Origin of the sequence: Streptomyces sp. NBC_00083 (assembly GCF_026343295.1) — a bacterium.
Taxonomy (GTDB): domain Bacteria; phylum Actinomycetota; class Actinomycetes; order Streptomycetales; family Streptomycetaceae; genus Streptomyces.
Window position 1 is genome coordinate 704685 of sequence record NZ_JAPELY010000003.1, and the last position, 18521, is coordinate 723205.

17 protein-coding genes are annotated in these 18521 nt (G+C 72.9%); 7 read left to right on the forward strand and 10 right to left on the reverse strand.

Features of this window, described 5'->3' with window-relative positions:
• Positions 1-296: 296 nt before the first annotated feature.
• Positions 297-1289: a GlxA family transcriptional regulator gene (locus OOJ98_RS27060; RefSeq protein ID WP_267057642.1), complete on the forward strand. Its 993-nt coding sequence runs from the start codon at positions 297-299 to the stop codon at positions 1287-1289.
• 141 nt (positions 1290-1430) lie between these two features.
• Complete coding sequence (locus OOJ98_RS27065) at positions 1431-2069, forward strand: cysteine hydrolase family protein (RefSeq protein WP_267057643.1); 639 nt, start codon at positions 1431-1433, stop codon at positions 2067-2069.
• 115 nt (positions 2070-2184) lie between these two features.
• On the opposite strand, the gene OOJ98_RS27070 is transcribed toward OOJ98_RS27065, so the two are convergent.
• A complete protein-coding gene (locus OOJ98_RS27070) occupies positions 2185-2895 on the reverse strand; it encodes an alpha/beta fold hydrolase (RefSeq protein ID WP_267057644.1) in 711 nt (236 codons plus the stop codon).
• Between the two features lie 433 nt (positions 2896-3328).
• Entirely contained in the window at positions 3329-4576 is a 1248-nt protein-coding gene (locus tag OOJ98_RS27075) for an MFS transporter (protein ID WP_267057645.1), read from the reverse strand.
• 237 nt (positions 4577-4813) lie between these two features.
• Here OOJ98_RS27075 and OOJ98_RS27080 point away from each other — a divergent pair, with 237 nt between their 5' ends.
• The 5 genes from OOJ98_RS27080 to OOJ98_RS27100 all read left to right on the forward strand — a co-directional run bounded on the left by OOJ98_RS27080 (position 4814) and on the right by OOJ98_RS27100 (position 8822).
• On the forward strand, positions 4814-5836 hold the full coding sequence (locus OOJ98_RS27080) for a LacI family DNA-binding transcriptional regulator (protein WP_267057646.1): 1023 nt from the start codon (positions 4814-4816) through the stop codon (positions 5834-5836).
• A gap of 57 nt (positions 5837-5893) precedes the next feature.
• Entirely contained in the window at positions 5894-6193 is a 300-nt protein-coding gene (locus tag OOJ98_RS27085; RefSeq protein ID WP_267057647.1) for a hypothetical protein, read from the forward strand.
• Between the two features lie 143 nt (positions 6194-6336).
• Positions 6337-7521, forward strand: a complete 1185-nt coding sequence (locus tag OOJ98_RS27090; RefSeq protein WP_267057648.1) for a thiolase family protein — start codon at positions 6337-6339, stop codon at positions 7519-7521.
• 166 nt (positions 7522-7687) lie between these two features.
• Positions 7688-7855 (forward strand): aldehyde dehydrogenase family protein, encoded by a 168-nt coding sequence (locus tag OOJ98_RS27095; protein ID WP_267057649.1) that lies wholly within the window; start codon positions 7688-7690, stop codon positions 7853-7855.
• A 43-nt stretch (positions 7856-7898) separates the two neighbouring features.
• Positions 7899-8822, forward strand: a complete 924-nt coding sequence (locus OOJ98_RS27100) for an AEC family transporter (protein WP_267057650.1) — start codon at positions 7899-7901, stop codon at positions 8820-8822.
• A gap of 16 nt (positions 8823-8838) precedes the next feature.
• On the opposite strand, the gene OOJ98_RS27105 is transcribed toward OOJ98_RS27100, so the two are convergent.
• From OOJ98_RS27105 to OOJ98_RS27140, 8 genes are all read right to left on the reverse strand, one after another.
• The gene (locus OOJ98_RS27105; RefSeq protein WP_267057651.1) at positions 8839-9789 is read right to left on the reverse strand and encodes an endo alpha-1,4 polygalactosaminidase; all 951 of its coding nucleotides are present in this window, start codon (positions 9787-9789) and stop codon (positions 8839-8841) included.
• Positions 9786-10448 (reverse strand): spherulation-specific family 4 protein, encoded by a 663-nt coding sequence (locus OOJ98_RS27110; protein ID WP_267058261.1) that lies wholly within the window; start codon positions 10446-10448, stop codon positions 9786-9788. Before OOJ98_RS27110 ends, OOJ98_RS27105 begins: the two co-directional genes overlap by 4 nt.
• The gene (locus OOJ98_RS27115) at positions 10445-11353 is read right to left on the reverse strand and encodes an NAD(P)-dependent oxidoreductase (protein ID WP_267057652.1); all 909 of its coding nucleotides are present in this window, start codon (positions 11351-11353) and stop codon (positions 10445-10447) included. Before OOJ98_RS27115 ends, OOJ98_RS27110 begins: the two co-directional genes overlap by 4 nt.
• 7 nt (positions 11354-11360) lie before the next feature.
• Positions 11361-12074, reverse strand: a complete 714-nt coding sequence (locus tag OOJ98_RS27120) for a sugar phosphate nucleotidyltransferase (protein WP_267057653.1) — start codon at positions 12072-12074, stop codon at positions 11361-11363.
• A 31-nt stretch (positions 12075-12105) separates the two neighbouring features.
• A complete protein-coding gene (locus OOJ98_RS27125) occupies positions 12106-13107 on the reverse strand; it encodes an SDR family NAD(P)-dependent oxidoreductase (RefSeq protein WP_267057654.1) in 1002 nt (333 codons plus the stop codon).
• A 105-nt stretch (positions 13108-13212) separates the two neighbouring features.
• Entirely contained in the window at positions 13213-14601 is a 1389-nt protein-coding gene (locus OOJ98_RS27130; protein ID WP_267057655.1) for a hypothetical protein, read from the reverse strand.
• On the reverse strand, positions 14598-16148 hold the full coding sequence (pelF, locus tag OOJ98_RS27135; RefSeq protein ID WP_267057656.1) for a GT4 family glycosyltransferase PelF: 1551 nt from the start codon (positions 16146-16148) through the stop codon (positions 14598-14600). The genes OOJ98_RS27130 and pelF overlap by 4 nt, the downstream gene beginning before the upstream one ends.
• A gap of 100 nt (positions 16149-16248) precedes the next feature.
• Positions 16249-18408: a hypothetical protein gene (locus OOJ98_RS27140; protein ID WP_267058262.1), complete on the reverse strand. Its 2160-nt coding sequence runs from the start codon at positions 18406-18408 to the stop codon at positions 16249-16251.
• Positions 18409-18521: the final 113 nt, after the last annotated feature.

Genomic DNA, 18521 nt, shown 5'->3' on the forward strand with positions numbered 1-18521 from the left:
TCGCGCCTGAACGGCGCTCGTCCTCAAACGCCGGACAGGCTGGGGGGCCCGCATGGGCCGGGGTCCGAGCAGCCGGGCGGGCTGGGGTGGCCCGCAGTGGCCGGGGTCGGGGCAGCCGGGCGGGCTGAGGTGGCCCGCGTGGGCCGGGGTCCGAGCAGTCGGACGGGCTGATGATGCCGATGCTGGGCACCCTGGCCAGGCTGGCCCCTCCTAGACGCGCTCCGCGCACCCCCACGTCCGAATGTGACAGCAAATCGTCATTGCGGCCACCCCCGCCACCCCCCGAAGATGGGGCCATGCCCCCTTCGCACCGGGTCGTCATCGCGGTCTTCCCCGATGTCGACCTCCTCGACGTCACCGGACCGGCCGAGGTCTTCTCGCTCGCCAACCGGGAAACCGCGGGCCGCGCCCGCTACGAGGTGCGGCTCGCCGGGCCCGAAGGCGGCGCGGTGCGGACCTCGGCGGGTGTGCGGCTGCTGACCGATCTCTCCTTCGCGGAGGTCGGCGCGCGGGTGGACACCCTGCTGGTGCCCGGCGCGGTCGACCTGACCGACGGCGGTCCCGTCGCCCGCGTCGACCCGGCCGTCGTGGCCTGGGTCAAGGAGACCGCCCCGCACGCCCGGCGCGTGGCGTCGGTGTGCGTCGGCGCCCATGTCCTCGCCGCGGCCGGGCTGCTCGACGGGCGGACGGCGACCACCCACTGGTCGACCGCCGCCCAGCTCGCCGCCGACCACCCGGCCGTCGCGGTCGACCCCGACCCGATCTTCGTCCGCACCGACCAGGGGCGCGTGTGGACCGGCGCCGGAATCAGCGCCTGCCTGGACCTCGCGCTCGCCCTCGTCGCCGAGGACCAGGGCGAGGACGTGGCCCTCGCCCTGGCGCGGAACCTCGTGATGTACCTCCGACGGCAGGGCGGCCAGAGCCAGTTCTCGGTGCCGCTCAGCCGGCCCGCCACCTCCCGGCGCGACATCGACGAACTGCGCCTGTGGATCGCCGACCACCTGAAGGAGGAACTCTCCGCACAGACCCTCGCCGCGCGCATGTGCCTGAGCGAGCGGCACTTCGCCCGCGTCTTCAAGCAGGAGACCGGCGCGGGCCCCGCCGCCTATGTGGAATCGGCCCGTGTCGAGACGGCGCGGCGGCTCCTCGAAACCACCGACGGTCCGCTCGACGAGGTCGCCGCCGAGTCGGGACTCGGGTCGGTGGAAACCCTGCACCGGGCCTTCCGGCGACAACTCGCCACCACCCCTGCCGCGTACCGCCGCCGCTTCCGCACCCAGCGCGCCTGACCGGGCCCGTCCCCGCACCCCGCCCCCGTACCCCCGGCCGCGCCGAAGCGAGCCGGACGGCTTCGCCCTGCCCTCACGCGGGGCGGAACCTCGACCCCGTACACCACCTCTTCGTACCAACTCCCTTGTGAAAGGCGCCCAATGAGCACCCAGCACTCCACCGAGCCCCGTCCCTCCGCCTCCCTGCGCGAGGTGAGCGGCCTGGACAGCCGGCCGGCCGGGCTGAGCCGGTCCGTCCTCATCCTGATCGACATCCAGAACACCTACCGCACCGGCGTGATGGCCCTGGACGGCGTCGAGGAGGCGCTGGCCGCCGGGGCGCGCCTCCTCGAGCGCGCACGCGCCGCGGGCACCCCGGTCGTGCACGTCATTCACGACGGCGGGGAGGGCGGCCCGTACGACATCCGCGCCCACATCGGCGCCCTCAGCGACGAGGTGGCCCCGCGGGAGGGCGAGCCGGTCGTGGTGAAGCAGTTCCCCAACTCCTTCCACCAGACGGAGCTCGAAAAGGTGCTCACCGAGCTGGGCGCCGCGCCGGGCAGCGGGAAGGAACTCGTCATCGCCGGGTTCATGACCCACATGTGCGTCAACTACACGACGCAGGGCGCCTTCAACCTCGGCTACCGGCCCACCGTCGTGGCCGAGGCGACCGCCACGCGAGCGCTCACCGCGCCGGACGGCACCGTCGTGCCCGCCGCGACGCTCCAGCGCGCCGCGCTCACCATGATCACCGACCTGTTCGCCACCGTCGTCCCGACAGTCGACGCCCTCCCGGCCTGATGCGGTCCAACCCGCTCGACCCGGTCCGGGCCGGGCCGGACCGCCGGCCGGGGCGGGGCCGGGTGGCGGGCTGGCAGCCCCTGGCCCCGCCCCCGCTCAGGGTTATGACGGTACGTCAGATCCAGCCGTCGAGGGACGCCATGAACCCCTCGAAGTCGTCACGGTGGAGGGTGTGCCCCGCCCCCTTGACCGTACGGACCTCGAAACCGCGCGCTCGCAGGCGGGCCGCCTCGGCCGCGTCGTACAGGAAGCTCGCCTCGGCGAACTGCACGAGCGAGGGGATGACGGCCTTCGCCGGGGCCAGGTCCGCGCCGAACATCGTGGCCAGCCCGAACGCGGTGTTCTCGTCCCAGACCTTCAGGGTCTCCAGCTCGATGTCGACGTCCTCGTCCTCCCAGCGCGGGTTGAGCCCCGCGACCATTTCACGGGTCGCCGACTTGAACTGGGCGAACAGATCCGGGCTGATGCCTTCCGAACCCGCCGTGTCCTGGGGGGTGTTGACCGACCACGCCGGGTCCGAGTACACGGCGCGGGACGGCCGGAGGCGTTCGACGGCGAGCGACAGGGAGAGCCCGCCGAGGGAGTGGCCCAGGGCCAACTCGGCGCCGGCCGGAAGGGTTTCCACGAGGTCGTCGGCGAAGAGCTCGGCGGTGTACTCGCCGCGTCCGCTCGCTCCGTGGCCGCGCAGGTCCACCGCGATGACGCGGTAGCCCCGCGCGGCGAGCGCGGGCCCGACCTTCCGCCAGGTGCGGTGGTCGGCCATGATCCCGTGGATCAGGAGGGCGATGCGGTCACCCTCGCCCCAAGTGCGGGTGTTGAGCTGCACGGTGATGCCTTTCGGTACGGGTGGTGCTGTCGGGCAGGGGGTGTACGGCCCCGGAACGGGCGCCACGGTCAGGCGCGGTCCCGTTCCGGGGCCGTACGGCACGGGCCGGAAGCCGTCACGCAGGTCAGGTACGCGACGGCCTCCGGGCCCGCACGGGTGGGGGCCCTCGGCCCGCACGCCCGTCAGGTGCGCGCTTGCCTCGGTGCCCGGAGGGGTACGGGGTGGGACCCGCCCCGCGTGTCAGGTGCGCGACTGGTCCCGGACCCCGTACGGATACGGGTGGTGAGCGGCCGGGCATGTCAGGCCATGGCCGCCCACCGCCCGTGCATATGGGGGCAGTTGGCCCGTACGACGGTAGGCGCGCGCCTGCCTCCGCGCCCGGAGGGGCACCAGGCCTGAGCCGGCCGGGGCGTCGCCGGTGGTGTCGGGCGGCTCATCGCACGGACCTGATCGGGCGCACCGCGAGCGCGCCCACGATCGAGAGCGCGGCTCCGGCGAGGAACAGCGCCGTGTAGCCGCCGCTCAGCGACACGATCAGGGAGGCCGCGAACGGGGCGACGATCTGCGGACCGGCGTTGGCCACGTTCAGAACGCCCATGTCGCGGGCGGCGTCCTCGGCCTTCGGCAGGACCAGGGTGACCAGCGCCGTGTCGACCGCCATGTAGCAGCCGAAACCCAGGCCGTTGACGACGGAGAACACGATCATCGCCGTCCAGCCCGCCGAGACGGCCGGAATGACCAGGGCCGCCGCGGAGAGCGCCGCCGACGCCCCGACGAACAGCTTGCGCCGGTCGTGGCGGTCGGAGAGCCAGCCGCCCAGGACCGTCGAGACCACCATCGCGACCGCGTTGACCGGCATGAGGATCGCCACCGCGTGCTCGGGTGAGAGACCGGACGGCAGCCGGGTATGGTCCTGGAGGATGTAGAGCTGATATCCGGCCACTGAGAAGTAGCCGAGGACGAGCAGCGCCCGGCCGATGAACGCCCAGCGGAAGTCGTGATCGCGCAGCGCCCCGGTGAACGCGGCCAGTTGTCTCGCGAGCGGCAGCGGCGCCCTGGCGGGCCGGCGCTCCTCGCGGGTCGCCGCCGTGAAGATGACCGCCGCGCCCGCGAGGAGCGCACCGAAGATCAAGTAACCGGTGCGGTAGTGGTCGGAGAAGGCCGCGCCGAGCAGCGCGCCCACGACGGAGCCGAACGGCAGCCCGAGCCCGACGGCGGCCGACGCCTTTCCTCGCGCGGCCATCGGCACCCGGTCCGGCACGACCGAGGTGAGGGCGGCCTGATACACGTTGAGGACGGCCTGGCCCAGGCACCACACGATGGTGACCAGCAGGATCGTATGGACCGTGCCCAGCAGGAACATCACGGGCAGGGAGAGGAGTCCGCCGCCCAGGATCCAGGGGTTGCGGCGCCCCGAGCGGTCCGAGAGCGCCCCCGCCACGGGGTTGAACACGGTCGCGAAGATCGCGGAGACTCCCGAGACGAGCCCGAAGTCGGCGACCTTGTGCGCCGCGTCGATGTGCTCGATCTGGAGCGCGAGCAGCACACCGGGCACGCCGATGTAGAGCGCGTACATCGCGGTGTTGCCGAGCAGGAGCAGCGGCAGCAGCCCGCGTGCGGGGCGGGGGGCCGGAGCGGTGACGGGCGCGGGGATGCCGGTGCCCGGGGAGGAAAGAGCCACGCTGCCCTCCGAGAGGGGATGAGGCGGACGAGGGTGCACGAGCGGGCGCGGTGCGGCGCCCCGAACGGCCGGAACACCTGGATCCGGGTGTCCGGGACCGTCTGGTGACACCACGGGCCGGACGGGTCCGACGGTGTGGTGACACGTGTCAGTTGCTCGTGTAAGCACTGTGTAGCATCGAATTCACGCCATCCGCTAGACCCTGGCCCGTACCCGTCTGGAAAGATGCCGAGCGCGATGAGCCAGACACCCAAGCAGCCTGCCGACCGTCCCGTCCCGACCAGCGCCGATGTGGCCCGCCTGGCCGGGGTCTCCCGGGCGACCGTCAGCTACGTGCTCAACAACACCTCGGCCGTGCGGATCAGCGAACCGACCCGGATCAAGGTCCGCGCCGCCGCCGAGGAGCTGGGGTACGTGCCGCACGCCGCGGCGCGCAGCCTGCGCGCCGGGCACACCCGGATCGTGCTGCTGCCCACCGCGCACATCCCGGTGGGCCCGCTCTACAGCCGCTTCTTCAACGAGCTCCAGTGGGAGCTGCGCCGGCTCGACTACACGGTGGTCCAGTACGGAAGCCTGGGCCTCGGCGCCGACGAGGCGGCCCGCGCCTGGGCCGAGCTGCGGCCCGTCGCCGTGGTCTCCCTCGGCGAGATCGCGCTCACCCCGCAGGGCGTCCAGCTCCTCAAGCGCTCCGGCGCCCGCGCGGTCATCACGCTGGGCCCGCAGCGCGTCGAGGGCGCGCACGCGCTCGTCATGGACCAGCGCGAGATCGGCGAGCGCGCCGTCGGCCATCTGCGCGACCGCGGCCGGCGCCGCATCGGCGTCCTGATGCCCGCCGAACCCGGCCTGGAACTCTTCTCCACGCCGCGCCTGGCCGGTGCCCGCAAGGCCGTGCACGGCACCGATGCCGCGGTCGAGCCCGTGACGATGGCGTACACGGAGGAGTCGGCGGCCGAACTGGCGGGCCGCTGGCGGGAGTCGGGCCTTGACGCGGTGTTCGCCTACAACGACGAGTACGCGATGCTCCTGATGCGCGCCCTCCAGGACGCTGACATCGATGTCCCGGGCGAGGCCGCCGTGATCGGCGCCGACGATCTCCTCCTCGGCCGGCTGCTGCGCCCCCGCCTCAGCACCGTCCACGTCGAGATGGTGACCGGCCGCCACCTGGCCGAACTGGTCGACCGGGTGGTGCGCGACCCCGACGGCGCGCCCGAACGCCACGACCTGATGGGCGCCCGCGCGCTGCCGCGCGAATCGAGCTGAAGCCGGATGGTGCAGGGACGGCGTGCGAGCGGCGCTCCGCATGTCTAGCGTCGGAGCATGAGCAACCAACCGCACTACGCGAGCCGGCACCCGCGGCGCTTCGAGATCCTGCTGGTGCCCGAACACGTCGAGGACCGGGGGAGGGCCTCCGTCGCGGACAGCGCCGTACGGTCCGCCGTCGTCGAGGCGACCGGCGAGACGGGCGTCTCGGGATACCCGCGCTACGCCGGCCACGGCATCGAGGCCGAGATCGACTCCGCCACGCACGCGGTGGAGGCGCTGCTCGTCGACGGCTCCGAGCTCGACATCGGCCTGACCGCGGTGGTCAGGGAGGTGCCGGGGTCCGCGCGCGCCTGAACCCGGTCTTCGGGGGCCCGTTGACAGCGGGCGGCGGGGAGCAGAGACTCGGGCGCGACCATTCATGAACATCACTTCACTGGGCGAACGGGACGCCGTCGTGGCGGCCCGGCAGCGGTGGAGAGATCCGTGGGAGAGACCCGATGAGCATCCGCGACGTGTACATCGTCGACGCCGTCCGCACCCCGATCGGCAAGTTCGGGGGTGCGCTCGCCTCCGTGCGGCCCGACGACCTCGCCGCGCACGTGGTGAAGGCGCTGGTGGACCGTGCGCCGGAGCTCGACCCGGCCCGCATCGACGACGTGTACTTCGGCGACGCGAACGGCGCGGGGGAGGACAACCGCGACGTGGCCCGCATGGCGGTGCTCCTGGCCGGGCTGCCCGTCTCGGTGCCCGGCGTCACCGTCAACCGCCTCTGCGGCTCCGGCCTCGAAGCCGTGATCCAGGCGGCGCGCGCCATCGCCGTCGGCGACGCTTCGATCGCGGTGGCGGGCGGCGTCGAGTCGATGTCCCGCGCCCCCTTCGTGGTCCAGAAGCCCGAGCGCGCCTTCCCCGCCGGTCACCAGCAGATGTACTCGACCACCCTCGGCTGGCGCATGACCAACCCGAAGATGCCCGCCGAGTGGACCGTCGCCCTCGGTGAGGGCGCCGAACTCATCGCCGACAAGCACCACATCACCCGCGAGCAGCAGGACGCGTTCGCCCTCGACAGCCACCGCAAGGCCGCCGAAGCCTGGGCCAAGGGTCTCTACGACGGCGAGGTCGTCCCGTACGACGGTGTCGGGCTGACGCGCGACGAGTGCATCCGCGAGTCCTCGACCCTGGAGGCGCTCGCCCGGCTCAAGCCCGCCTTCCGCGCGGACGGTTCGGTGACCGCGGGCAACGCGTCACCGCTCAACGACGGAGCCGCGGCCCTGCTCCTGGTCGACGAGGAGGGGCTGCGCGCCACCGGCCGGGAGCCGCTGGCCCGGATCCGCAGCTCCGCCGTGACCGGCATCGAACCGCAGCTCTTCGGGCTCGGCCCCGTCGAAGCCGTCCGCAAGGCGCTCGCCAAGGCGGGCAGGGACTTCGGCGACCTCACCACCTTCGAGCTGAACGAGGCGTTCGCGGCCCAGTCCCTCGGTTGCCTCGCCGCCTGGCCCGGCCTCGACCCCGCCGTCGTCAACCCGCGCGGCGGCGCCATCGCCATCGGCCACCCCCTCGGCGCCTCCGGCGCCCGGCTGGCCGGGGCCGTCGCCCACCAGCTCGCCGCCGCCGGTTCCGGCACCGGGCTCGCCGCCCTGTGCATCGGCGTGGGCCAGGGCCTCGCCCTCGTCCTGGAACGCTGAACAGGCGTGTGCCGTACGTGACATGAGGGGTCGGGCCGACGCGACCCGGTCATAGGCGCGTGGGTGCACGCCGAACCCCGACTGCCGATCTCCGACTGCCGCACCCCGACTGCTCGACCCCCGGACGTGGCAGCCCGCACCGCTCTCCGGGTGCGAGCGGGAGGTCGTGGAGCCCGCCACCGGGCAATCGCTCGGCGTCGTGAACCTCGCCGCGGACAAGGACGTCGCGGTGGCGGCCGTGTGCGCGGCGGCTGCGCAGACCGCCTGGGCGCGCACCCCGCACATCGCGCGCGCGGCGGTCCTGCGCTGGGCCGGCGCCGTCCGGACGGCGTGACCCCAGTCGCGGGCAGCGGACACCGGTCGGGCATCCTGAGGCCGTGCACTCGGTTGTCTCCGGCTTCCTGCCCATCTGGATCATCACCGCGTTCGGCTGGGCCGCCGGACGGTTCGACCTGCTGGGCGACCAGGCCCAACACGTGCTGGGCCGCTTCGCGTTCACCTTCGCCATGCCCTCGCTGCTCTTCCTGACGATGGCGAAGTCACGGCCCGGCGAGCTGGCCCAGCCGGGCGTCGCGGTCTTCGCCCTCGCCCTGGTCGCGGTCTTCGCGGCGGGGCTCGTGGCGAGCGCGCGGCTGTACCGGCGCAAGAAGGCCGAGCAGGCGATCGGAGCGATGGCCGCCTCCTACGTCAACTCGGCGAACCTCGGCATCCCGGTCGCGGTGCACGTCCTGCACGACACCTCGTTCATCGTGGCGGCGGCCCTCTTCCAGATGCTGTTCATCACCCCCGTGATCCTGGTGCTCATAGAGCTCGACGTACGCCAGGACACGGGCAGGCCCTGGCTGCGCATCCTCCAACTCCCCGTCCGCAACCCGGTGGTGGGGGCCTCCATCGCCGGTGTGGCGGTCGCCGCGCTCGGCTGGAAGCTGCCCGACGAGGTGACCTCGCCGCTCACCATCCTCGGCGGCGGCGCCGTCCCGGCCGCCCTGTTCGCGCTCGGCATGTCCCTGACCACACGCACCGCGGCCGACCCGGGGGAGCGCGCCGAGCGCACGCTGCTCGTCACGCTGAAGACCGCCGTCCAGCCGCTGCTCGCCTACGCTCTCGGGAAGTGGGTGTTCGACCTCGACGGGCACGAGCTGTTCGCGGTGGTGCTCTGCTCCGGGCTGCCCACGGCGCAGAACGCGTTCATCTTCGCCTCCGAGTACCGGCTCGACACCGCGCTGCCCCGCGACACCGTGCTGCTCTCGACGCTGCTGTCGATGGCGTCCCTCTCCCTGATCGCGGTCCTCCTCGGCTGAGGACCGGGTCCGCGGGTCAGCAGGGCTGACGCCAGACGTCCAGCTTGAGGTTCTTGCGCATCGAGGAGAGCCCCAGTTTGTCGGACTCGGCGCAGAAGTCCTTGGTGGGCAGCTCGTACTCGACGTGGAACACCGCCTTGTCCGCCTTCACGAACGGCGTGAGCTGGGCGCACTCCTCGTACTGTGCACACTGCTCGTTGACCGCGAACTCGAAGTCACCCACCAGCTGCGGGATCTGCTGGAGATCGTTCTTCAGCCCCACCGCGAGGCCCCGCGCATGCGCGATCGTGGAGAGCATGCGGTTGTACGCGAGCTGGTCGGCGGCGGTGAGCGGGAAGCCCGTCTTGTTGATGTAGCCGTCCATCAGATCCGGCTCGACCCCGTCGAAGCCCTTCTCCTTGCACATGTCGAAGCGGCGCTCCATCAGCGGCCGCAACACGTCGATGCGCCGGATGTCGAGCCAGCGCTCGCCGTCCCACCCGTTGTTCTCACCTCGCACCGCGGCGGGGAAGTCCTCCTTGTCGGGCCGGAAGTTCTCCCAGGCGCCGGCGTTGATGTAGCAGATCGCCTTGCGGCCCCGCTTGTGCAGCTCGGCGACGTCGGCCGCGGTGTTCTCGAAGCCGTCGATGTCGTACACCGGCACATCGGGACCCTCCTTCACCCGGCCGTTGAGCTGCCACTGCCAGGCGGTGCCGGGCCGGGGCTGCCAGATCCGGGCCCCGGCCGGGCCGCTTCCCGAAGGCGACGGGGAGGCGGGCGACGGCGACGCGCCGGATCTGCTGGGCGAAGGCGAGGCGGGGGAGGAGGCGGAGTGGGAGGGGGCGGGCGCGCTCGCTGTCGGCGTGGGCTCGTCGGGGCCGTCCGCGTCGTCGTCGGAGGCGCCCGACGAGCAGGCCGTGGCGAGGAGCAGTAGGGCGGCGACGGCGGCGAGGTGCGCCGTCCAGGGGCGGGCCGGGGTGCGGTTCATGGTGTCTTTCCGGGAAGCACGGGCGGCAGCGCCGCCCACGGATTGGGCAACTCGCGCCCGACCACACAGCACACACCCGCGCCCCGCTCACCCGTCGTGCGCAGGGCGAGCGCGAGAAACGCGTCGGGCACGCCGTACACCAGGTGGCACAGGCGCTCCGGCGGCTGCCGGTCGGCCCAGCCGGGCCTGGTGAAGGTGGACACATAGGTCGACCAGTGTCCCTCGAAGGTGACGATCAGATCGGCGACCTTCAGATACTCGGGCGCGGGGTGCACACCCGGGTTGAGGACCAGGCTCGTCCCGCCCGCCCGGCGCGCGGCCCGTGCCACACGGCGCACGAACGGCAGCCCGGTCCGGTCGGCGGGGGCCCGGTCCAGGAAGAAGCCGTCCGCGCCGTACCACGCGCGGTGGCGCTCGATGTCCCGCACCACGGCGTCCGCGGGGCGGGCGCCGTAGTCGAGATCGACGTAGCCGAGCACCCGGACACCGGCCGCGCGCAGCGCCTCGACCGGGCCGGTGAAGGCCGGGTCGGGGAACTCGCCCGGCCCGTCCGCCGCGTTGAGCACCACCCCGTAGAGATCGGCCGCCGCCTCGGCGAGCCGCCGCCAGGCGTCCGGGTCCTCGGCGGGGTGGACATAGAGCGGAACCAGCAGCATCAGTGCACCGGTTCCCGGTCGGGCTCGGCGCGTACGGCCGTCCACAGCGCGGACACCGAATCGGCGAGCGAGTGCCGGGGGGACCAGCCGAGCGCGGCGCGCGCCGCGCTGGGATCGGAGCACTGCCACGGCACGTCCGCGGACCGGACCGAGCCTTCGGCGTCCTCCTCGATCCGGCCCTCGAACCCCGCGACACGGACCAGCTCGTGCACCAACTCCCGTACCGGCACGGCCTGTCCGGTGGCGATGTTGAGCACGGGAGGCAGCCGGGTGCCGCCGGTCGCGGCGAGGACCGCGGCGTGTGCGACGTCCCGCACGTCGACGAAGTCGCGGTGCGCGGAGAGATCACCGAGCCGCACCACGGAGTGCGGATCGAGGTCGAGCAGCCGCCGGGCGAGCCGGCCCGGCAGCCCCGCGGCCGGCGCGCCGGGACCGACCGGGTTGGTGATCCGCAGCACCACCGCGTCGAGACCCGACGAGGTGACGGCCACCGTGCCGGCCAGTTTGGTCGCGCCGTACAGCGTGGTGGGGCGCGCCGCCCACTGCTCGGTGACGCGCTCGCCGATCCCGGTCGGCCCGTACTCGGCGGCCGAACCGAGGTGGACGAGGCGCGCGCCGGGCGCGGCCTCGCGCAGCGCCGCACAGAGCACGGCGGGCGCCCGGACGTTGACGTCGGCCAGCGCCACCGGCTGCGGGCCCACCGCCCCCGCGCAGTTGATGACGGCGTCGGGGGCGAACGCGAAGAGCCGTTCGGCGAGCGGGCCCGGGGTGACGGTGGCGAGGTCCACCGTCAGATCGGCGGAGGGCCCCCGCCCCCCGGCGACGAACTGCACGCCGGGCAGGGCGCGCAGCTCCCGGGCGACATGGCCGCCCAGGTAGCCGCTGTGACCCAGTACGAGGATGCGCATGGGACGGTCAGGCCCCCTTGAGCAACAGGGAGCGGTGGGTGGTGAACTCGGCGTTGGCCCGGTCGTAGTCGTCCGGGCGCCCGATGTCGAGCCAGTAGCCCTCGAACGCGTAGGCGTGCGGCGGGGTTTCGGCCTTGAGCAGGTCGAGGACGAGCTCGTCGAAGCCCAGCGGGAGGCCCTCGGTGTAGTCGGCCAGCGTGCTGAGGGACAGGCCGTACACCCCCATCGACACGCGGTAGTCCATGCTCGGCTTCTCGGTGAACGCCACCACCTTGGTGTCGACGGTGGTCAGCACCCCGAAGTCGATGTGGACCTTGCGGGCGTAGGTGGCGATGGTCAGCGGCGCGCCGCTGGTGCGGTGCTGGTTGAGCACGTCCGCGTAGTCGAGGTCCGTGAGGATGTCCCCGTTCATGACGAGGAAGGACTCCGGGAGCCGGTCGCGCATGGTGAGCAGCGGGCCGATGGTGCCGAGCGGGCTCTCCTCGGTGCTGTAGTCGATCTTCAGACCCCAGCGGTCACCGTCGCCCACATAGGCCCGGATGATCTGGCCCAGGTGACCGATGGCGATGGTGCAGCTGGTGAACCCGGCGGCCGCGAGCTGCCGCAGCACGATCTCCAGGATCGCGTGCTGGTCGCCGATCGGGACCAGCGGCTTGGGCAGCGCCGTGGTGTACGGCCGCAGCCGGACGCCCTTGCCTCCGGCGAGTATCACTGCGTGCATGGGAGCCTCCCTGAGAGTGGGGACTGCAGAGTCAGATGTTGTAGATGCCGGTCTTGTAGCGCGCGAGGTTGCCCGGGTCGCGGAAGAACTCCGCGGTCCGCTCCAGGCCCGACTCCAGGCCGAACCCCGGCTGCCAGCCGGTGGCTTCGGTCAGCCGGCTCGCGTCCGCCACCAGGCGCATCACTTCGGAGTTGGCCGGTCTGATGCGCTGCTCGTCCTCGCGGACGTCGAGCTCGGCGCCCATCACCTTGCCGATGAGCCGCACCAGGTCCCCGACCGATATCTCGGTGCCGGTCCCGGCGTTGAACGTCCGCCCCACCACTCGCTCGGCGGGCGCGGTGCCCACCGCGAGGAAGGCCCGCGCGGTGTCGGCGGCGAAGGTGAAGTCACGGGTCGGGCGCAGATCGCCGAGGGTGATCGTGCGCGATCCGGACGCGACCTGGCCGATGACGGTGGGGATCACCGCACGCATCGACTGGCGCGGCCCGTAGGTGTTGAACGGGCGCAGCGTCACCACGGGTGTGGCGAAGCTCGCGAAGTAGCTGTCCGCGAGCCGGTCCCCGCCGGCCTTCGAAGCGGCGTACGGGGACTGGGTGTTGATGGGGTGGTCCTCGGTGATGGGCACGGTCTGCGCGGTGCCGTACGTCTCGCTGGTCGAGGTGTGCACCAGGCGCGGCGTCTCCAGGGCCCGCACCGCCTCCAGGACGTTGAGGGTGCCCGTGACGTTGGTGTCCACGTAGCTGTGCGGGGCCTGGTAGGAGTACGGGATCGCGATGAGCGCCGCCAAGTGGTAGACGGCTTCCGCCCCTTCGACCAGGCCGCGCACCGAGCCCGGGTCGCGGACGTCGCCGAGGACGATGTCCACCTGGTCGAGGACGTCCGCGGAGAGCGTCTCCAGCCAGCCGTAGGACGAGAACGAGTTGTACTGGGCCATCGCGCGCACGCGGTGGCCGGAGGCGACGAGGGCCTCGGTGAGGTGGGAGCCGATGAAGCCTTCGGCTCCGGTGACGGCGACAAGCGGTGCGGAGGTCAACTGCCGCTCCTCTCAAGGTGGTTCGGTACGTACGGTGATCATTCAGGTGCGGTCTGTGAGGCTCGTGGTGCGGCTGGTGCGCCGGCCGGAGCCGTGGTGCGTGGGTCAGGAGTGCGCGGTCGGCCGTCCGAGCAGGTGCAGGGTGCTGCCCGTCAGGACCAGGGCCGCGGCCGTACAGCAGAGGTACTGGGTGAGCAGGCCGGGCAGGGGCGCCATCAGGCCGGCCGAGGCGACCCCGGCCGCCGCCGCCAGACTCACGGCGGCCGGCAGCCAGGCGATGCCGAACGCCTGGAGCAGCAGCGCCGTCCAGAGCAGCGCGGCGAGCGCGAGCAGCGGCGCGGGCTCGGCGCCCGTCAGCAGCGCCGCAGGGAACAGCGGAAGCAGATAGACGGCAAGGCAGCCTCCCAGTACGGCGGCCGAGCGCCACCGGAACGCGGCAGGGGTCGCCGTTGCCCGCAGCGCCGCGACCGACATGCCGCGGTAGCGGTAGAGCAGCCATTCGGCGGGGCCCATGCTGAGCGTCAGCGCGATCACGGCGAGCGGATGGCGCTGCCCGGCGAAGGCCACGAGCACCCCGGCGGCCAGCCCGAACAGACCGTAGGGCAGGGACGCCACGAGCCGCGGGGTCACCGGCGCCGTCGCCGCGGGAAGCTTCAGCGTCTCCCGCAGGCAGTGGACGACGGCCCCGACCACCAGGGCAAGGGTCAGCACGCTGATCCCGATCCGCAGCGGCACGCCCGGCTCCTTGAACGGCAGCGCCGCCGCCCCCGCCATCAGCGGGGCGAGCGCCCCCAGCAGGAGCCGCTCGCGCGCCAGCACCAGCAGGATCCCGGCCGCCGCGAGATAGCAGGACTGGCCGGCCACGAAGAACGCCGCGGGAGTCGGCCCCACGATCGCCAGGCCCGTGCCGAAGGCGAGCAGCGCGCCGAGCGGAGCGCCCGCCCGCAGCGTGCGGGCCGCCTCGGCCCGGCCCGAGGCCATCCGCAGATAGGCACGGTGGCCGAGCCCCTGCCCCCAGGCCCACGAGATCAGGCCCGCCACGACCAGGGCGAGCACCGCCCGGTCGCTCTGCCACAGCCGGGCGGTCAGCGGATAGGCGAGCCCGGGAAGCGCGAACAGGGCGCCGCGCAGCCCGCAGCGCACCGGATCGGGCTTCCAGGGATCGGCGGCCGCCGGCGGTTCCGGGAAGCTGCGCGGCACCCGCGTGTACAGGTCCTCCGCGAGCGAGAACAGATTGCCGTGCCCGTACTCGTCCGCGATCTGTTGGGCCGTCAGGCCCTCCGATTCGAGCAGCGCGGCCACCTCGTAGGCGTGCACCGCCGGCCCTATCTGCTCGGCCAGTTGAGCCGCGAGCCGGTCGACCGCGGCGTCCTTGCCCCAGCGCGCGGAGCGCCGGCCCGGCAGACGCAGCGTCATCGTGGACTCTTTGGCGAGCCGGAGCATCAGCGTGTCGTCGCGGCCGTCGGGCGGCTCCAGACGGATGGGCCCGCTCACCCCGCCACCCGCACCGGCTCGTCGGCCGGCGTCCCCGCCCGCACCAGGCGCAGCGCCATGGTGGCGTCCGCGCTGTCCTTGCTCCGCCGCGCCGGGACGACCCCGCCGCGAACGGACAGTTCGAGATAGATCGCGCGGAAGGTGTCGACGGTCTGGCGCAGCGTGAACTGCTCGACGACGCGCAGCCGGGCCGCTTCCCCCATCGCCGCGCGCCGCACCGGGTCGCCCAGGAGCTCCAGGGCGGCCGCCGCCATCGCGTCCGGGTCGCGCGGCGGCACCACGAGACCGGCCTCGCCGACCGCCTCGCGCACCCCGCCCACATCCGTGGAGACGGTGGCCCGGCCGCAGCTCATCGCCTCGATGAGGGTGAAGGGGAAGCCCTCGCTGATGCTGGAGAGCATCACGACGTTGCCCGCGGCGTAGGCGTCCCTGATGTCCTCGACCCGGCCCTCGAAGGTGACCGCGTCGCCCTGGCCGAGCGAGTCGGCGAGCGCCTCGCACCGCTCGCGGTAGGCCTCTCCGCCGCGCGGCGTGCCGCCGAACAGACGCAGGGTGGCCGCGGGGAGCTCGGCGCGCACCTTGGCGAAGGAGCGGATGAGGGTCTCCAGGTCCTTGATGGGGTCGACCCGCCCGGCCCAGCTCAGCGTCGGCGCGGTGGGCTCCGGTCCGGCGGGCGGGAACGCCGCCGGGTCGACCCCGTTGTAGACGGTGCGTATGAGCTGGGGATCGGCCCCGCCCTGCTCCTCCCACAGCCGGTTGTACTGGTTGCCCGGCGTGATCAGCGCGGCCCGCCGGTACGTTTCCTCGGCGAGCAGCCGGAAGAACCCGAGCAGCACCGCCTTGACCGGCCAGCGGTACGGGGCGGCCCGGTAGCCGAGATAGCGCTCGCGCAGATAGACCCCGTGTTCGGTCAACAGCAGCGGCACGCCGTGCAGTTCGGCGCCGACGAGCCCCGGCAGCACGGCCACTCCGCCGCTGACGGCGTGGGACACGCCCTGGCTCGGCGGGGTCGCGGCGAGCGGCCGCAGCGCGTGCTCCAGGAGCCCGGTCGCGGTGACCGCGTCGTGCAGGGTGGGCCGGGCCTCGCGCACGGCGAGCCCCGGCCGGTTCCAGACCTCGGTCAGGACCCGTATCGCCGCGTCGCCACGGAGTGCGGGGCTGAGCTGCCCGTCCCGTGCGGCGCGGGCCATCTCGTAGAGCGCCGGCCCGAATCCGTCCTCCGCGGACGGGTCGAGCAGGGCGGTCAGAAAGCGTTCGTACGCCGTCATGAGGCGCCGTTCCTGTCGGCCGCGCGGGGCCGAGCCTCCGGGGGGCGGGCCCCACATGGGGACCGAGACGGCCTCGGAGGCGTGCGGCGGGAGGTCCCAGACGGTGGCTTCCCGTCCGGTGCCGGTGACCGCGATGATGTCGAAATCGATGTCGGGCATTCCGGTGACGAGCTGGTCGCACCAGACGCTCACCCCGCCGTGGCTGTGCGGATAGGTGCCCTCGGTGAGCAGGGTGACCCGCGCAGCGCCGGAGCGCGGCGCGCGGTGTGGTACGTGCATGCGTGCGCTCCGCGGCTGAAGAGAGCGGTGGGTGGTGAAGTAGGCCCGGCGGCCCGCCGCCGCGGTGGCGGCGAGCGTTCGGGGTGGTGGCGGACCGGCGTCAGCGCCGCCCGGCGCTGTAGGGAACCGGCTTGGTGACACCGGCGGGGACCGGCGTGCGCGGTGCGGTCGACGACGTCGCGCGGCCGGCGGACGACGCGGGACGGGCCTGCGGCGCGAGCGCCTTGGCGGGAGCCGGCGCGAGGGTCAGGGCGACGCTGCTCTGCCCGGACTGCGGCGACACCCAGCCCGACACGCTGCCCGCGTAGGCCTGGCCGAACGCCGTGGTGCCACCGGTCAGGACCTGCTGGGTACCGCCCGGCATCGTCGCGGTGACGGCCACGCCCGCGGGGGCCTGCACGGTCACGCTGTCGCCGATCCGGTACGCGGTGACCTGGCCGGCCTTCACCGCGGTGTTCCAGGCACCCCGGCTGCGCAGTTCGGCGCCGATGTCCTTCATCCGCAGGTTCACCAGCGGGGCACTGGCCGCGTACAGCGTCTTGTACTGGTCGAGCACTCCGTCGAGGACGGGGTAGCCGATGCGGTCCTCGGCGAGGTTCGACTGGTGGATGAAGTGCGGCCTGGGGTCGTTGCCCAGGACGTGGCCGAGGGCGGTCTGCGTCTCCAGGGGCACGATGTACCCGGAGTATCCGGTGGCCGCGTCGAGCGGCGCCGGCAGACACGTGGTGTTCGGCAGGTCGTCGCAGAGGCCGCTGCCGCCCTGCGTGCGGCTGGTGTAGATCCAGTTGTACTCGTCGACCTGCTCGGCGACGTGGCCCGCGTTGTAGAAGATGTTGATGGGGTAGCGGGCGACGGTCTGCGCGGGGCCGACCTGGCGCTGGACCGGGTCGCGCGACATGTCGGCGCCGAGCCAGTCGATATGGTTGGCGCTCAGCGCCGGAGCCAGATACGGGTTGTCCTGCGGCTGCTGCGGCAGGAGCTTCATCCCGGAGTGCTCGCCGGTGATCAGCTCATCGGGTTCGGTGGGCAGCCCGACGCCCTGCGCCCACTGCTGGTTGTCCGATATCTCCTTGGATATCTCGGCCTGGCTCACGTACTTGGTGGAGCCGTTCGGGTTGGTGGCGCACTTCCAGGGGACGACCGTGACGTTCTGCTCGCACCCGAGGAACGCGTGGTCGTAGGTGTGGTTGATCCAGCGGAAGTCGTTCTTGTCGGCCACGAACTGGTCGGCGAGCTCGTCGACGCCGTCGTGGTTCTCGCGGTACTCGACGCTGCCGCCGCCGTTGTAGGCGAGGTCGAGCGTGAAGCGGCGGTCCTTCTCCCAGGCGACGGCGTTCTGCACGTCCGCCGGAGTCATCCGGATCGAGTCCTCGACGCCCTGTCCGGGCGGGCAGTCCACATCGCCCGGCGTGCAGTTGAGGTTCGGGTCCCACCGGTCGTCCCCGGCGAAGACGTCGTCCACGTGGACCGCGAAGTAGTTGCGCGAGGCGCCGAGCCGCACGTTCTGCGTCATCCAGTCGACGATGCCGCGGGCGAGGAGCTTGAACTGCTCCTGATACTGGTTGTACGCGAACGTGACGACCAGCTCGCGGCGCCCGTCGTGGCGGTACTCGCCGACGAGGCTGCCGTTGCCGCTCCTGCCGGGGATGGGCGCCTCGACGTAGGTCGTGAAGTCCGCCCCCGCGGCGGGCTGGGCGATGAAGGCGTAACTCTCGCTCACCGTGGGCGAGTTGTCCTCGAAGGGGACGCTCGCATTGAGGTAGCCGAACGGGCCGGTGGCGCGCCCGGCGGTGGTCACCTGGGCCTTGAGGCCGTCCACGGATCCGCTGTAGCCGCTGGTGGCGGCCGGCTGCAGACCCACCTGGGGACGCGCGTAGGTGTAGGCGTCGACCTGGGGTATCGCATACGTCTTCTCGTACGCGGAGAGCGCGGTCATCTCGGCGGAACCGGCCGGGAAGGGGTTGTCGTTCGGCAGCACCACGGCCTGGAACTTGGCCCGGGGCGCACCGCCCACGGTGTCCGCGAGGAACGCCGCGTCGATCACCGGCCGGCCCGACTGCTGCAGGTCGACCACCGTGTACGGGGTGCCCTCGCCGTCCAGCTCGGCGGTGATGGCCGCGGTGGCCGGGCCGCCGTCGGAGACGACGAGGACCCTGAGGTCGATGCGCGGCGTGGGCGTCGCCGAGTACGCCGAAGTGGCCGGTAATCCCATGGCGAGCAGCACGGTGCCAACGGCGAGGCCGATGGTGCGTCTGCGCAGTGTGTTCCGCTTCACGCGGTGAAGTCCCCTCCCCTGGAGGTCCGTTCGGCTCTCCCCTGCCTGCCCGGACCCCGCCCACGGCGTAACGGCCGCGCCCCGATGAGGAGGGCGCC

Coding starts and splice junctions, on each gene's coding strand:
- OOJ98_RS27115 (WP_267057652.1), bottom strand. CDS start 11,353: ATGCGCATCCTCGTACTGGGTCACAGCGGCTACCTGGGCGGCCATGTC.
- OOJ98_RS27060 (WP_267057642.1), top strand. CDS start 297: ATGCCCCCTTCGCACCGGGTCGTCATCGCGGTCTTCCCCGATGTCGAC.
- OOJ98_RS27085 (WP_267057647.1), top strand. CDS start 5,894: ATGAGCAACCAACCGCACTACGCGAGCCGGCACCCGCGGCGCTTCGAG.
- OOJ98_RS27105 (WP_267057651.1), bottom strand. CDS start 9,789: ATGAACCGCACCCCGGCCCGCCCCTGGACGGCGCACCTCGCCGCCGTC.
- OOJ98_RS27090 (WP_267057648.1), top strand. CDS start 6,337: ATGAGCATCCGCGACGTGTACATCGTCGACGCCGTCCGCACCCCGATC.
- OOJ98_RS27120 (WP_267057653.1), bottom strand. CDS start 12,074: ATGCACGCAGTGATACTCGCCGGAGGCAAGGGCGTCCGGCTGCGGCCG.
- OOJ98_RS27065 (WP_267057643.1), top strand. CDS start 1,431: ATGAGCACCCAGCACTCCACCGAGCCCCGTCCCTCCGCCTCCCTGCGC.
- OOJ98_RS27080 (WP_267057646.1), top strand. CDS start 4,814: ATGAGCCAGACACCCAAGCAGCCTGCCGACCGTCCCGTCCCGACCAGC.
- pelF (WP_267057656.1), bottom strand. CDS start 16,148: ATGCACGTACCACACCGCGCGCCGCGCTCCGGCGCTGCGCGGGTCACC.